Origin of the sequence: Undibacterium sp. GrIS 1.8 (assembly GCF_040544445.1) — a bacterium.
Taxonomy (GTDB): Bacteria; Pseudomonadota; Gammaproteobacteria; order Burkholderiales; family Burkholderiaceae_D; genus Undibacterium.
Genome location: NZ_JBEONQ010000046.1, coordinates 1 through 16325, shown reverse-complemented (window position 1 = coordinate 16325; position 16325 = coordinate 1). Strand labels below are relative to the sequence as shown.

Sequence of the window (16325 nt, the reverse complement as noted above, 5' to 3'; positions counted from 1 at the left end):
TGCTGGCCGGTGGTAGACCGGTGGCTAGTTAGCTTTTTTGCTTCGCCAAAAAAGCTAACCCAAAAAAGGCGACCGCACCGTCGCTGCCCTTCGGGTTCCCGTTAGTGCAAGGCAAAAAATGGGAAGTGTCCACAACTCGCTTCGCTCAGACAAGGACACTTCTTTTCCCATTTTCTGCCTTGCACAAATGGCAGCGCCAAAGCGGAATTCAGATCAAAAGCTGATTCAAAACCAAAACCAAAACCAAAACCAAAACCAAAACCAAAACCAAAACTAAAACTAAAACTAAAACTAAAACTAAAACTAAATAATGTTGCAGCGACTCACAGGTCGCGGTGACCAGTGAGTCACAGTGCTAAATTATTGCTCCCGTAACCAAACCTGCGAACGTCCGAACCAAGGTGTACCGATATAGCCGCGCACATTGAGTTTCTTGTTGTTATCTGTCACGGTTAATTTGCTGCGGTATAGCTTACCGTTGGCGGGGTCTAAGATACGGCCGCCGGTGTATTCATCGCCGTCTTTTTTTAGACCCGACAAAATCGTCATGCCGATCACAGCTTGATCTTTGTTGACGCCCTCACACTTGTCGCATTTTGGATTGGCGTCGGCACCGGGTTCCAGAAAAAGTTTTTCTATTTTGCCTTGCAGTTCGCCGCCACTCTCGACGATGCGTATCAGTGCTTTGGGTTTTCCTGATTGATCATCAATACTTTTCCACAGACCCACGGGCGTCGATTCTTGTGCAAGCGCGAATGAACTGATGGAGGCTATCAAGATAGACAGCGACAGGGTGAGGAATCTTTTTGTTTGCATGGTGTCTCCGTTATTAAAGTTTTTAGCTTTAGGACTGACTCAAAACTGTCTTAGTTGCGTTGCAGCATCTAGTCGGTACAATTTTGCTTTAGCTCTAAACTTGTTATTAGATTGCTGACAGAAATTGTACGTGGCGTTGATTTCGCCACGTACTTAATTTTTAGAGCATCTACTTTAATAAAGAGAAAACACCACAATCGCCTAGTGTTTAGGCTGCCGGTAACTTGGCAAACTGCTCGCGCAATTTATCTAGTGTGGCTGAGAAGTTGGCCATTCTTTCTTTCTCTTGCTCAACCACTTGTGCTGGCGCACGTGCAACAAAACTTTCGTTACCCAGCTTGGCTTGCGCCTTGCTGATTTCTGTATCGAGTTTGCCGATTTCTTTGCTTAAACGTTCGCGCTCTGCTGCCACATCGATTTCAACTTTTAGCATCAGTTTAGAGGTGCCAACGACCGATGTTGGCGCTGGGGAATCTGGTAGAGCATCTACTACCAGTACCTCGGACAACTTTGCCAGCGCTTGCAGATACGGTGCGAAGGATTCCAGACGTGCTTTCTCTTTCGCATCGTTTGCTTGTAATAGCAGTGGCACACGCAGCGCCGGTGATAATTGCATTTCACCACGCAGATTGCGACAGGCATCGGTCAATAACTTCAGCGCGGTCATCCATTCTTCGGCAACGGTGTCGATGTTGGCGGTGTTCACCAAAGGATAAGGCTGGCGCATGATGGAATCGCCAGCTGGATCTAAGGTCTTGCCTGCCAGCGGCGCGACGGTTTGCCATAAGGCTTCTGTCACAAACGGGATCACCGGATGTGCCAGACGCAGTATCACTTCCAGCACGCGCAATAAAGTGCGACGGGTTGCACGTTGCTGCGCTGGTGTGCCTTGCTGTACTTGCACCTTGGCGACTTCCAGATACCAGTCGCAATATTCATCCCATACAAACTTATAAATGGCCGAGGCAATATTGTCGAAGCGATAGTCCGTAAAGCCTTTTTCTATTTCGGCCTCGGCGTGTTGCAAAGTGGAGATGATCCATTTATCCGCTGGCGAATAATCCAGATCTGCGTCCGTCACCGTAGCGGCAAAACCGCAATCATGACCCTCGGTATTCATCAGCACAAAGCGGGTTGCGTTCCACAATTTATTGCAAAAATTACGATAGCCTTCGCAGCGACCGAGGTCGAAATTAATATTGCGACCAAGTGATGCATAGCTCGCCATCGTAAAGCGCAAGGCGTCTGTGCCATACGCCGGAACACCATCGGCAAACTCTTTGCGCGTGGCTTTTTCAATCGCGGTTGCCTGCTTAGGATTCATCAAGCCAATCGTGCGTTTAGCGACCAGATCATCCACGCTGATGCCATCGATCAAATCAATCGGATCGAGCGTATTGCCTTTGGATTTGGACATCTTCTGGCCGCTAGAATCCCGCACCAGACCATGTACATAGACCGTGTGGAAAGGCACCTTCCCGGTGAAGTGCGCCGTCATCATGACCATGCGCGCTACCCAGAAAAAGATAATGTCAAAGCCAGTCACCAACACCGACGATGGCAAGAACATTTCCATGTCTTTAGTTTCTTCCGGCCAGCCCATGGTGGAAAACGGCACCAGCGCAGAGGAGAACCAAGTGTCCAATACGTCGTCATCACGCTTTAACGCGCCAGTGTAACCAGCCGCATCTGCTTTGGCTTTGGCCTCTTCGTCATTACGTGCCACGAAGATTTCGCCATTGTCACCGTACCACGCTGGTATTTGATGACCCCACCAGAGCTGACGTGAGATACACCAGTCCTGGATGTTGTTCAGCCATTGGTTGTAAGTCGTGCTCCAGTTTTCCGGTACAAACTTGATTTCACCATTCGCAACTTTTTCTAGCGCGACTTCGGCGATGGATTTGCCCGGGAAATGCGTGCCTTCTGGTGCGGCTTTGCTCATCGCCATAAACCACTGGTCGGTCAGCATCGGCTCGATCACGACATTGGTCCGGTCGCCACGCGGCACCATTAGTTTGTGCGGTTTAACGGATTCTAATAAGCCTTGCGCGTCGAGGTCGGCGACGATTTGTTTGCGGGCGACAAATCTATCCATGCCTTGATAAGGCGCTGATCCGTTCTCGTTGATTTTTGCATCTAGTGTAAGTACGCTGATCAATTCCAGTTTGTGACGCTGACCAACCGCATAATCGTTAAAGTCATGCGCAGGCGTGATCTTCACGCAGCCTGTGCCAAACTCTTTATCAACATACTCGTCGGCGATAACGGGAATTTCTCTATCCGTTAGTGGCAGTTTTAACATTTTGCCGACCAAATGGATATACCGCTCATCCGTGGGATCAACCGCGACTGCAACGTCGCCCAGCAAGGTTTCTGGACGCGTAGTCGCTACCGTCAAATGACCACTGCCATCCGCAAACGGATAGCGGATATGCCACATAAAGCCGTCTTCTTCTTCCGACACAACTTCCAGATCGGACACAGCAGTACCCAACACCGGGTCCCAGTTGACCAGACGCTTACCACGATAGATCAGACCCTGTTCTACCAGTTTGACAAATACTTCAGTGACGACTTTGGAGCGCGGTGCATCCATCGTGAAGTATTCGCGTTGCCAATCGGCGGAAGCACCCATGCGGCGCATTTGGCCGGTGATGGTGGAGCCGGATTTTTCTTTCCACTCCCAGACTTTTTCTAAAAATTTTTCACGCCCTAAATCATGACGTGAAATTTTTTGTGCATCGAGCTGGCGTTCCACCACGATTTGGGTCGCGATACCGGCGTGGTCGGTGCCTGGTATCCAGGCCGTGTTGTGGCCGCGCATACGGTAGTAACGCGTCAGTCCATCCATAATCGTTTGATTGAATGCATGTCCCATGTGCAGTGTGCCGGTGACGTTAGGCGGCGGCAGCTGGATGCTGAAAGAGGGTTTGCTGGCGTCGGTGCTGGCGGCGAAATATCCGCGCTTTTCCCACTCTGTGCGCCAAAATGCTTCGATGTCGGCGGGCTCAAATGACTTGGCTAATTCCATGATGTGATCTAGGTTTGGTTGGTTTGCTCAATCCTTGATTATAAGGGACAGCCGTATCAAATCTAAAATATGCTGCATAAGATATGCTGCATAAAATCGGCTCGATTTCGGATATTCTTTTTTTGCCCGCTAAATGCGCTTGGATTGAAGCAGACAATCGCTGGCTACCAGTTAGCTTTAGATTAGGGTTAATAAAGTGTGGGATGTACTGATGGAATGCCTTATAAGTACCAGAGTAGCGGGATTTTTTGTATTGACATCAGCTTAATTTAGCTTGATTTTTAATATACTCCCCATTATTTTTATGGAAAATAGCGATTTGTCTAGACTTTATATGGACAGTCTAAATATACATCTCCTGAGTATATTAATATCTTAACTGGATCAAGCCTGCGACCGTAGTCAAATCCGTCCGCAATCATGCTTTGTGGTCTGCTTGCATCGCAGCATGGGTATTCGCTCAGAATGCCGAAGAAAGCGTCAATTAAAATGCTAGCATGTCATTGATTTTAAAAATCAAATTGGTTCGTCAGAGCCAGTTGCCGTCCGCAAGCAAAGCTATATCCTCATTTTTAGAAGTTCCTAATAACGAAGAAGCATTTCTGTATGAGCGTATGTTTGACAATAAACTGATACTGCATTGTTCCCGCGCCGTTGTTCTGTTGCTGGCTCTTGGCCTGACAGCGGCGTCCGCACGCGCTGATGAGGCTGCAGATTTGGCGCAGATTGATCAGATTCAGATTCTTGGTGATACCGACAATGCCAATGCATTAAAGCAGTTGCAAAGCTTTCAAGAAAAACTCCCGGCCGATGCCAGTTATCAAGTCAAATTAAAAGCGCTCAAACTGATGATTGGCTTGCTGTACGACGCTGGTAAGGCGAGTTCCGCGAAAAAGGTGAATGCAGCCTTAATGGCTTTGGCAGTCAAAGAGGGTGATCAGCGTTCTATTAATTTTGCCAAGGTCAATCAGGCGTTTGATGAGATTGATGATGGACATCCCGAGCAAAGTATTGCCAAGCTGACCGAGGTTCAGGATGCAATTAAAGCTTCGTCCGATCCGGAGCTAAAAATGCGTATCAGCAGTGCGTTTGGCGCGGTGTATGCATCGACCGGACGGTTTGAACTTGCACTGTCTTATTATCTGGATGCACTTAAACTCACGGATCTGCAACCACGCCGGCAAGCGCATGCCAGGTTGTATCACCTGGACTCGATCAGTCGCCTGTACACCACGATGAAAAATCCAGAGAAGGCGCTGGCGACTGTAGATGAAGCCTTGGCGATTTCTTCAGCAACCACCGATCTGAAAAGTTTAGCCTCTCTGACCATGGTGCAGGGTGTTGCTTATGCTCAGTTAGACCGCAACAAAGATGCGCTCAGTTCTTTTCAAAAGACACTCAATATCGCGCGTGATGCTGGCATCCCAGCGGTAGAAATTAGCGCCCTCGGTAATATCGCCGATCAATATCTGATCATGCATAATTTTGTTGAGGCTGAGCATACTGCCAAGATCGCCTATGAAAAAGCCGATGCAATTCACGATGAGTATTTAAAGCAGCTGGCTAATGTCAACTGGGGGTTTGCACTCGGTGGACAAGGCAAGATTGCACAAGGCGCAGAAAAAATAAATAGCGTGATCGCCTACTTTGAAAGTATCGATTCCAAAACCAATGTGGAGGGTATTTTGGGCGAGCTTGGCCTCATGTATGAGCACGCTGGTATGTACAAAGAAGCAGTAGCGACCATGCATAAGAAAGAGACGCTGAGCGATGATTTATTCAAAGCAGAAAGTGCCAAGGCTGTCGCCACTTTGCAAGAGACATTTAATGCCGATAAGCGGCAAAAGCAGATCGAATTATTAGGCCGTGATAACCAGTTAAAAGATGCCGATATAAAAAATCGTCGGCTGCAACAAGTCATCACCTTGCTCGGTGCCATGTTGACGGTGATGGCTGGAGTATTTATTTTCTTGTTGTACCGCCGCGTCAGAAAAACGAATGCAAAATTGGTCGAAGCGAATTTGCAATTAGAGTTCCATGCAGTGCGTGATCCTTTGACCGGACTCTATAACCGTCGCTCGTTTTTAGAGATGATGAGAAATCGGGCTCTTAATAGTGAGAGAGAGCGGCGCGAAAACGACAGTGATAATCCCGATTGTCTGCTCTTATTGGACATCGATCATTTCAAACAAATTAATGATACTTGGGGTCATGCGATCGGCGACAGTGTATTGATGGAAGTTGCCCATCGCTTGAAAAAAACGGTGCGCGATACGGATATGGTATTGCGTTGGGGTGGTGAAGAATTTTTGATTTATTCACCTAAATCCAATCCTGCTCAATTGAAAAAATTAGTCGAGCGCGTGCTGTCTTCTATTGGCGAAAATCCGATTCAGGTTGGTGAGAATGCCATCCCTCTTACCGTTACGGCGGGCTTTATTTCATTGCCATTTTCAGGCATTCCAGAAGAAGTTTGTAGCTGGGAAAAAGCCATGCAAATGGCGGATATGGCTTTATATCTGGGCAAAGCGCACGGGCGCAATCGCGCATATGGACTGGCACGTTTGCTGGTGCCGCACGAACAGGCAATGCCGATTCTGGATCATGATTTGTCCGCGGCGATCAGCGCTAATATGGTGGAATTAATCGAAGTCATCGGGCCGGTAAAGCGCAAAGAAATCAATACGAATTAAAAAAATCAAACGATCTGTTAACAGAAAGTCGTTATAATGCGGCTAGTTTTTGAGATGCTTTTGAAGCTACAAGATGCAATAATTTTTTAAACAAGTATCGCAACTAGTATCTGAATAAACGTAACTGAACACACGCAACTGAATAAGAGAAATGCTAGGGGTCCTGCCAGCAATAACACGCTGACGGGTGAGAAATACCCTTGAACCTGATCTGGATAATGCCAGCGAAGGGAAGCAAATTAGTGCCGCACGGGGCTACTCAAACCCTCATCATCTTCACCGTGCGCACCTCAAGCCTCCCACGCTGCCACCAACAATGTGCACGTTAATGGGAGCAAAAATGAACGCCAATCCACAATTTCTATCCGCTACCGCAGTAGTCGATCAAGCCGCAATCCAGCCGTTACCAAATTCCCGCAAAATTTACATTCAAGGCAGTCGTCCTGATATTCGTGTGCCTATGCGCCAGATCAGTCAGTCCGATACGCCAGCGATGTTTGGTTCCGAAAAAAACCCACCGATTTATGTCTATGACACCTCAGGACCTTACTCTGACCCAGAGGTCAAAATCGACATCCGATCCGGCCTTGCCTCGGTACGTGGTGCATGGATTGCAGAGCGCAATGACACGGAAGAGTTGTCCGGCCCATCCTCCGATTACGGGATCGAAAGACTCAACGATCCTAAGCTGGCAGAGCTGCGTTTTAATCTCAAGCGTAAGCCACGCCGTGCTTTAGCCGGAAAAAATGTCACTCAGATGCACTACGCAAGACTGGGCATCATCACGCCCGAGATGGAGTACATTGCGATCCGCGAGAATCTACAACGTCAGGAATATCTCGCTAATCTGAAAGCCTCTGGCCCTATGGGTAACAAACTGGCTGAGGTCATGGGTCGTCAGCATCCGGGGCAATCTTTCGGTGCGTCAATCCCGGATCTGATTACACCAGAATTTGTGCGTTCAGAAATTGCTCGTGGCCGCGCCATTATTCCCGCCAACATCAATCATCCAGAAGTTGAGCCTATGATTATCGGGCGTAATTTTTTAGTCAAAATTAATGCCAATATCGGCAACTCTGCAGTGACTTCCAGCATTGGTGAAGAAGTCGAAAAAATGACATGGGCAATTCGCTGGGGTGGCGACAACGTGATGGATTTGTCCACTGGCAAACACATACATGAGACGCGGGAATGGATCATCCGCAACTCACCGGTACCAATCGGTACCGTCCCGATTTATCAGGCTTTGGAGAAGGTCAATGGCAAGGCCGAAGATCTGACTTGGGAGATTTTCCGCGACACATTGATCGAGCAGGCGGAGCAGGGCGTGGATTACTTCACCATTCATGCAGGCGTGCGTTTGCAATATGTGCCGATGACGGCAAAACGGATGACCGGTATCGTTTCTCGCGGCGGATCGATCATGGCGAAATGGTGTCTGGCGCATCATAAAGAGAGCTTCTTGTATGAGCATTTTGAAGACATCTGCGAGATCATGAAAGCCTATGACGTGTCATTTAGTCTGGGTGACGGCCTGCGCCCAGGCTCGATTTACGATGCCAATGATGAAGCGCAATTAGGCGAATTAAAAACTCTGGGTGAGCTGACCACTATCGCTTGGAAGCATGATGTGCAAGTCATGATCGAAGGCCCTGGTCATGTGCCTATGCATCTCATCAAAGAGAATATGGATTTGCAGTTAGAGCAATGTCACGAAGCGCCTTTTTATACGCTGGGACCACTCACGACCGACATTGCACCGGGTTACGATCACATCACTTCTGGTATCGGTGCCGCACAAATTGGCTGGTATGGTACGGCGATGCTGTGCTACGTCACGCCAAAAGAACACTTGGGTTTGCCGAATAAAGTCGACGTCAAAGACGGCATCATTACTTACAAAATTGCCGCTCATGCAGCCGATCTGGCGAAGGGACATCCGGGTGCGCAAATCCGCGATAACGCTTTGTCTAAAGCCCGCTTTGAATTCCGTTGGGATGATCAGTTCAATATCGGACTTGATCCCGATAAGGCGCGTGAATTCCATGATGAGACGCTACCTAAGGATTCTGCCAAAGTCGCCCATTTCTGTTCAATGTGCGGTCCCCATTTTTGCTCAATGAAGATCACGCAAGAAGTTCGCGATTACGCCGCCAAACAAGGTATTACCGAGATCGCTGCGTTGAAACAAGGGATGGAAGTGAAGGCAATTGAGTTCGTTAAGTCCGGTGCAGAAATCTACAGAAAACAATAAGCCCTTGCCATGACTCATATCGTATTGAATGGTGAACCCTATCAGCTCAGTGAGGAAAAAACGCTGGAGGAATTGATCGTGACGCTGAACTTGTCGGGGCAGGCGATTGCTGTCGCCGTGAACCGCCAGATTGTCGCTCGCACGGAATGGACTAGCCATTACTTGCAGCTGCAAGACAAGGTCGATGTGGTGCGTGCCATCGGCGGCGGTTGATGTGATACCTCATTTTCTTCGTCCAGTTCAGTGCGCGAGGTGCGCCCCTAAAAAATAGATGAAATTCACGAAAAGGAATTTTTATGCAAAAAGAACACACACCCAGTCTGATCATCGCTGGCAAAACTTACCGTTCGCGTTTGCTAGTTGGTAGCGGCAAGTACAAAGATTTAGAGCAGACACGGCTGGCGACTGAGGCCAGTGGCGCGGAGATCATTACGGTAGCCATCCGTCGGGTCAACATCGGGCAAGATCCTAATGCACCTAGCTTATTGGATGCGGTGCCACCGAGTAAATACACGATCTTGCCAAATTCTGCCGGTTGTTATAACGCGGAAGATGCGGTGTACACCTTGCAATTGGGACGTGAATTATTGGGTGGCCACAAGCTGTGCAAGCTGGAGGTATTGGGAGATGAAAAGACCTTATTTCCCAATATGCCAGAAACCTTGAAAGCGGCCCAAATCTTGGTCAAAGACGGCTTTGATGTGATGGTGTATTGCAGCGATGATCCGATTCAGGCAAAGATGTTAGAAGACATCGGTTGTGTTGCGATCATGCCTTTAGCATCCTTGATTGGGTCGGGTATGGGGATACTCAATCCCTGGAATTTATCGCTGATTATTCAGCAAGCTACTGTGCCGGTGTTGGTTGATGCTGGCGTTGGTACCGCCTCTGATGCTGCGATTGCCATGGAGTTGGGTTGCGATGGTGTCTTGATGAACACGGCGATTGCTGGTGCGCATGATCCAGTCCGGATGGCCCGTGCGATGGGCTTGGCCGTGGAGGCGGGACGTGAGGCATTTTTGGCAGGACGTATTCCGAAAAAATTTGTAGCCTCGGCATCCTCGCCGTTGGCAGGTCGGGTGGTATGACATCGGTGGCATCGGTGGCATCGGTGGCATCAGTGGCATTAGTGAAGATGATAAAAAATTCATTGGAGAATAAATCTGCCAATCAATCCGACAATGTTGCTACCAGTCCGAAAACAAGACAGCGACCTTGCGTACTAGTTTTTGCCGGACACGATCCCAGTGGTGGCGCTGGCATACAGGCTGATAGCGAAGCGATTGCAGCGCAGGCCGCACATGCCTTGACGATCATCACCGCCTTGACCGTGCAAGACAACGACCGTGTATTTGCGGTGCATGCGGTCAATGCGGACATTATCCGGCATCAAGTCCGAGTTTTGCTCAAGCAATGCAAAATTGCGGCTATCAAAATTGGGATTGTCGCGCATCGTGTTAATGCAGAATGTATCGCAGAGTTGGTGGCTGAAATCGTACAAAGTCGGCCGGGCATGTCAGATATTCCAGTCGTGTTAGACCCAGTTTTGGCCAGCGGGCATGGCGACACCTTGTTGCTAGGCGATGCGCCGGAGCAGGTCATCCAGCCGCTATTGAAAGTCGCCACTCTGATCACACCCAACTTGCCGGAAGCGCAGCGTCTGTGCCCTGCAACTGGCGACCTAGTCCAACAAGCGCGGCAACTATTGCAATTTGCTTGCCGTGATGTATTCATCAAAGGTGGTCATGGTACCGGGACGCAAGTTAACAATCATTGGTTCGCCGATGGACATCATCAGCAATGGCAATGGGATCGATTGCCTGCCAGCTACCACGGAAGTGGCTGCACGCTGGCATCCGCGATTGCGGGGCAACTCGCTGCAGGCGCACCAATGGCAGAAGCATTAGAGAATGCGCAGCGCTACACCCAAGACAGTCTGGCGCAAGCGTATGCGATCGCACCGGGGCAATTGATTCCTTGTCGTATCTAAAATAGAAAGAAAAAATGCCGACTCTTCCATCTCAGTTCGCAGGTTTATATCTGGTAACGCCCGATTGGGATGATACTGCCCGGCTGCTTGCCATTAGCGAACAAGCCATACAAGGTGGCGCTAAGTTGCTGCAATACCGGCATAAATTTGCGGATATCAAGTTACGCATGCAACAAGCTTGTGCTTTGCAAAGTCTGTGTCAGCGTTACGCCATTCCCTTCATCATTAACGACCATATTGAGTTGTGCCTTGCCTTGGATGCGGATGGAATACACGTTGGTGGCACCGATGCCAGCGTGGCAGAGGTACGCGCGCAAGTTGGCGCAGATAAAATCGTGGGTGCTTCTTGCTATGGCGATTTGCACCTCGCACATGCAGCACAACAAGCAGGCGCAAGCTACGTGGCGTTTGGCGGTTTTTACCCATCGCGGGTGAAACAATATCCGGTGACCACGCCCGCTAGCATCATCGCTGAAGCTAACACCACAGTTGCTTTGCCCAACGTGGTAATCGGCGGGATGACGGTGGACAACGCCAGACCGCTGGTGCAGGCGGGAGCCAACATGGTCGCAGCGATCAGCAGCATTTATCTGTCAGACGACCCAAAAGCCGCTGCAAAGGCATTTGCTGCTCTCTTCTGAATAAATATACTCCTGGTAGGTATGTTTAGATTGTCCATAGAATCATTGGACAATAAGCTTATTTTAATAAAAATAATGGGGAGTATATGCAATTTACCGATGTTGATCGATGTATAGGAGTTCTTTTAGGTGATTATCAGGGCGAGCTTCTAAAAGCCATTTAATCGAGATACAGCGCTAAGCAGGATTGATTACTTGGACGTAGCAATACGTCGACATAGCAATACGCTGGCGCGGCTATGTTGTGCAGCAATACAATGTGCTTGAGGCTTTTGATGCTCTTTGGTAGTGAGGGTTTTTAGAAGTTCGCCAGCGTGTTACTCCCGTATAATCATGGGATGCAAAATCTTCTCCATAATCTGAATCCAGAACAGCTCGCCGCTGTCACTTTACCTTCTCAATCGGCTCTGATTTTAGCGGGCGCTGGCTCTGGTAAAACTCGCGTCCTGACCACCCGGATTGCCTGGTTAATCCAAACCGGACAAGTATCACCGCAAGGGATTCTGGCAGTCACGTTCACCAATAAAGCCTCCAAAGAAATGTTGTTGCGCTTGTCGGCGATGTTGCCGATCAATACGCGCGGCTTGTGGATAGGTACTTTCCACGGCTTATGCAATCGCTTGCTGCGCGCCCATCATCGTGATGCCAGCTTGCCGCAGACGTTTCAGATTCTGGATTCATCGGACCAGCTCTCGTTTATCAAGCGTTTGCTGAAAGCGAACAACGTTGACGATGAGAAGTTCCCGCCGCGTACCTTGATGTACTTTATTAATAGCGCAAAAGATCAGGGTTTGCGGGCCGCAGCGGTGGATGCTTATGATGATTTCAACCGCAAAATGGTGGCGTTATATGAGCTCTATGATGCGCAATGTCAGCGTGAGGGCGTCGTCGATTTTGCAGAATTATTATTGCGTACTTATGAGCTGCTTAGCCGCAATCAGCCTCTGCGTGAGCATTATCAAGCTCGCTTTAAACATATCTTGGTTGACGAGTTTCAGGATACCAATGACCTACAATATAAATGGTTAAAGCTGATGTCGGGGCAAGGCAATCAACACAGCGGCGCCGTGTTTGCAGTCGGCGACGATGATCAAAGTATCTATGCCTTCCGCGGTGCCAACGTCGGCAATATGTCCTCGTTTGAGCAAGAATTTAAAGTCGAAAATATTATTAAGCTGGAGCAGAATTATCGCTCGCATGGCCATATTCTGGATACGGCAAATACCCTGATCGCCAATAACAGCAAGCGCCTTGGTAAAAATTTGCGTACCGACGCAGGTCATGGCGAACCTGTGCGCATATATGAAGCCAGCAGCGATATCCAGGAAGCGCAATGGATTATTGAGGAAGCCAAGAACCTGATAAGAGAAGGTTCGTTGCGTAGCGAAATCGCGATCCTGTATCGCTCCAATGCGCAATCACGAGTAATTGAACATGCTTTGTTCACAGCGAATTTGCCGTACAAAGTGTATGGCGGTCAGCGCTATTTTGAGCGTGCCGAGATTAAGCATGCGATTGCGTATTTGCAGTTGATGGATAACCCGCACAATGATTCTGCTTTTTTGCGTGTAGTCAATTTCCCGGCGCGCGGGATTGGCGCACGCTCCTTAGAACAGCTGCAAGATTCAGCCAAACAATATGGCATTTCGCTATACGCGGCGGTACCTTATGTCGCTGGCAAAGCTGGCACATCGCTGGGCAATTTTGTAAAATTGATTGAGGGCGCTCGTTTTGAAACCCAGCGTTTGCCTTTGCCAGAAATGGTCAAAATTGTCCTCGATTTGAGTAGTCTGATGACGCATTATCAGAACGAGAAAGAAGGCGCTGACCGTATCGAAAACTTGGAGCAGTTAGTCAATGCGGCGACGCTGTTTATTTCCGAAGAGGGTTTTGGTTCGGATGCCCCGGCTTTGTTAGGGCCTGCGTCTCAAGCGGCGGTCGGCTTGGTTACGATTGCCGATGGGGTCGAGATTATTGATGCAGACGCTGCCTTGCCCACAGTGATGTCGCCGTTGTCAGCATTTTTATCGCATGCGTCTTTGGAGGCGGGCGACAATCAGGCGCAGGTGGGACAAGATGCTTTGCAACTGATGACGGTACATTCTGCTAAAGGTTTAGAATTTGATGCAGTCTTCATCACTGGTTTAGAAGAGGGTTTGTTCCCGCATGAGAATAGCGCGAAGGAAGATTCTGGCGTTGAAGAAGAACGGCGTCTGATGTATGTCGCGATCACGCGGGCACGCAAGCGCCTGTATGTTAGCTTCTCGCAGACCCGCATGCTGCATGGACAGACACGCTACAACATGCGCTCACGATTTTTTGATGAGATGCCAGAAGAATCGATCAAATGGCTGTCGCCAAAAATCCAGCCAAGCTGGTTTGGTAATAAAAAGTCTGCCTGGGATGAAGAACCATCAGCAGGGGCAAATCATATTGCACAGAATTTTAATAAAACTAGCAGCAAGCTCGGCTGGCGCATCGGCGAAACGGTGATGCATGCCAAGTTTGGCGAGGGCGTGATTGTGAATATTGAAGGTGGCGGCAGTAATGCCAGGGCGCATATCAATTTTGGACGGCAAGGCATGAAGTTGCTGGACTTGAGTATCGCGAAATTGGATAAAGTGTAAAAAACGACTTTGCTCTATCAACCCGAATACATTTAAAAAGCTTAATTAAATATGGATAACACGCAATTAATTAACTATGTAGGCGCGGCGATTTTTGGATTGGCGGTGTTACATACATTCTCTACCAAGCATTTTTTACATCTGGCTCACACGAGTAAAAATCATGCTGGTTTATGGCATTTGCTGGGTGAAGTAGAAGTTGTCTTTGGTTTTTGGGCGTTGGTGTTGGTTGGCTGTATTGCTGTACTGGATCATCAGAAAGCAGCCATCAGTTATTTAGAAAGCCAAAATTTTACTGAGCCGCTATTTGTCTTCGTGATACTGACGATTGCAGGGACAAAACCTATTTTGCAATCGGTGCAGAACTTAGTCAGCCGTATCGCGGCGATACTGCCGGTGAATCCAGCCGTTAGCGCTTATTTTTTATGCTTGAGTCTGGTGCCTTTGCTGGGTTCTCTGATCACTGAGCCTGCTGCTATGACCTTGGCGGCCTTAATGTTGCGTGACCGTTTTTATACGAAAGATATTTCTCAAAAGTTAAAGTACGCGACGCTGGGTGTTTTGTTTGTGAATATTTCTATTGGCGGTGTGTTGACTCCTTTCGCTGCACCGCCAGTATTAATGGTGGCAGAAAAATGGGGTTGGGATATCAGTTTTATGTCTAGCGTATTTGGTTGGAAAGCGGCGATTGCTGTGTTGATTAATGCGCTCATCATAACGATGGTTTTTCGCAAACAATTGATGGCGATTAAGCTTGCGGTGGTTGGTAATGCATCTACCAATGCCACTCATGCGCCTGTACCATTTGCTGTTGTATTGGTTCATTATTTATTTTTAGGCGCGACCGTTGTGTTTGCGCATTATCCTGCGGTCTTTATGGGATTGTTTTTGTTTTTCTTGGGCTTTACTGAGGCATATCAACGTTATCAGGACAAGCTGATGCTGCGCGAGGGTTTACTCGTGGCATTCTTTTTAGCTGGTTTGGTTGTATTGGGTGGAAAGCAGCAATGGTGGTTGCAACCGATACTGGCGGGTATGGATTCCACCGTTTTATTTTTTGGCTCTATGGGTTTAACGGCGATTACTGATAATGCGGCGCTGACTTATTTGGGGTCGTTGGTATCTGGCTTATCTGATGGTGCTAAATATGCGCTAGTCGCCGGTGCAGTGACGGGTGGCGGTCTGACTGTGATTGCTAATGCGCCTAATCCAGCCGGGTTTGCGATTTTGAAGGAGTGTTTTGATGAGCAGGCAATTAGCCCGCTAGGCCTGATGATCTCTGCTCTGATACCAACCGCAGTGGCGGCTGCTTGTTTTTTGATGTTGTGATTTTTTAGAATATTAAGGCAACGTTTTGTTCATTTTATGAGTAACGTCGCCGATATTTAAACATCACAAGTAGTCACGAATCATCACAGATAGTATGCAGTCGTTGTCATGACCTTAGACATACCCTTCATTAAGAACTGGAACGGTAGCGGCAGCGCAGAAGCCCCAAGCGCGTTAGCCGCCGCACCGTGGGCAATTTCGTCCAGACGCATTTGTTCTACGATGGCTTTTGATTTTTTATCATCGGATGGAAGCTTGTCCAGATGACTTGCCAAATGCGCTTCGACCTGCTTCTCTGTCTCCACCACAAACCCCAAGCTAATTGCATCGCCACAATGGGCAGCAATCGTGCCGCAGGCATAGGCACCGGCGTACCAAACCGGATTTAGAAAACTGGTGTGTGAGTTTAAGTCAGCCAGCCTTTGTGCAGTCCAGGCCAGATGGTCTTCTTCCTCTTTGCCAGAATGAGTGAATGCCTGTTTGATATCTTTAGACTGTGTAACTCGTCCTTGCGCATCATATAAAGCCTGCGCGCATACCTCACCCACATGATTGACACGCATTAGTCCTACGCTGTGCTTACAGTCTTGTTCGCTTAATACTGTGTCATCTAAATCTTGTCCGGGTTGCGCGCGTGAAGCATGTGCCTGACCACTGACAACACGCAGAGCGCGATCGAAACCGATGATAAATTTGTCTATATCCAACATGTGCTTCGCCTTTTTTGTTCAATACGTCTTTTTTAATCTAGTTATTTTTATTTGTTGATGCGTATTGTAAACCTCTGCTTTGTATTGTGCTTTGCACATACAGATCCATAATTGACCTAAAAGTTGAGTCTTTTATATGAGGTTCTTGCAAAACGAAACACCGGAGAGTAATTTTATTGCGAGAAGCGCAAAATAGATGAGAAAGGAGCGGCCATTTCTGGCAAGATGAAA

11 protein-coding genes and 1 riboswitch are annotated in these 16325 nt (G+C 48.3%); of the genes, 8 read left to right on the top strand and 3 right to left on the bottom strand.

Annotated features, from left to right (window positions below; translation table 11 throughout):
• Positions 1–360 precede the first annotated feature (360 nt).
• Together AAKU64_RS17995 and AAKU64_RS17990 are read right to left on the bottom strand one after the other, a co-directional pair.
• The gene (locus tag AAKU64_RS17995) at positions 361–816 is read right to left on the bottom strand and encodes a DUF2147 domain-containing protein (protein WP_354333387.1); all 456 of its coding nucleotides are present in this window, start codon (positions 814–816) and stop codon (positions 361–363) included.
• A gap of 208 nt (positions 817–1024) precedes the next feature.
• Complete coding sequence (locus tag AAKU64_RS17990) at positions 1025–3850, bottom strand: valine--tRNA ligase (protein WP_354333389.1); 2826 nt, start codon at positions 3848–3850, stop codon at positions 1025–1027.
• Between the two features lie 497 nt (positions 3851–4347).
• Here AAKU64_RS17990 and AAKU64_RS17985 point away from each other — a divergent pair, with 497 nt between their 5' ends.
• The 8 genes from AAKU64_RS17985 (at position 4348) to AAKU64_RS17950 (ending at position 15384) form a co-directional block, all read left to right on the top strand.
• A complete protein-coding gene (locus AAKU64_RS17985) occupies positions 4348–6543 on the top strand; it encodes a diguanylate cyclase (protein WP_354333391.1) in 2196 nt (731 codons plus the stop codon).
• Positions 6544–6689: 146 nt separating this feature from the next.
• Positions 6690–6793: riboswitch (TPP riboswitch) on the top strand.
• 90 nt (positions 6794–6883) lie between these two features.
• Entirely contained in the window at positions 6884–8797 is a 1914-nt protein-coding gene (gene thiC, locus AAKU64_RS17980; protein WP_354362600.1) for a phosphomethylpyrimidine synthase ThiC, read from the top strand.
• Positions 8798–8806: 9 nt separating this feature from the next.
• The gene (thiS, locus tag AAKU64_RS17975; RefSeq protein ID WP_354333395.1) at positions 8807–9010 is read left to right on the top strand and encodes a sulfur carrier protein ThiS; all 204 of its coding nucleotides are present in this window, start codon (positions 8807–8809) and stop codon (positions 9008–9010) included.
• A gap of 83 nt (positions 9011–9093) precedes the next feature.
• Complete coding sequence (locus AAKU64_RS17970) at positions 9094–9885, top strand: thiazole synthase (protein WP_354333397.1); 792 nt, start codon at positions 9094–9096, stop codon at positions 9883–9885.
• Positions 9882–10787, top strand: a complete 906-nt coding sequence (gene thiD, locus AAKU64_RS17965; RefSeq protein WP_354362599.1) for a bifunctional hydroxymethylpyrimidine kinase/phosphomethylpyrimidine kinase — start codon at positions 9882–9884, stop codon at positions 10785–10787. The genes AAKU64_RS17970 and thiD overlap by 4 nt, the downstream gene beginning before the upstream one ends.
• A gap of 14 nt (positions 10788–10801) precedes the next feature.
• The gene (thiE, locus tag AAKU64_RS17960; protein ID WP_354362598.1) at positions 10802–11428 is read left to right on the top strand and encodes a thiamine phosphate synthase; all 627 of its coding nucleotides are present in this window, start codon (positions 10802–10804) and stop codon (positions 11426–11428) included.
• A gap of 338 nt (positions 11429–11766) precedes the next feature.
• On the top strand, positions 11767–14055 hold the full coding sequence (locus AAKU64_RS17955) for a UvrD-helicase domain-containing protein (protein WP_354333403.1): 2289 nt from the start codon (positions 11767–11769) through the stop codon (positions 14053–14055).
• Positions 14056–14106: 51 nt separating this feature from the next.
• Positions 14107–15384, top strand: a complete 1278-nt coding sequence (locus AAKU64_RS17950; protein WP_354333405.1) for a putative Na+/H+ antiporter — start codon at positions 14107–14109, stop codon at positions 15382–15384.
• Positions 15385–15467: 83 nt separating this feature from the next.
• Here the strand turns inward: AAKU64_RS17950 and coq7 are convergent, their stop codons facing one another.
• Positions 15468–16094, bottom strand: a complete 627-nt coding sequence (gene coq7, locus AAKU64_RS17945) for a 2-polyprenyl-3-methyl-6-methoxy-1,4-benzoquinone monooxygenase (protein WP_354333407.1) — start codon at positions 16092–16094, stop codon at positions 15468–15470.
• Positions 16095–16325 lie beyond the last annotated feature (231 nt).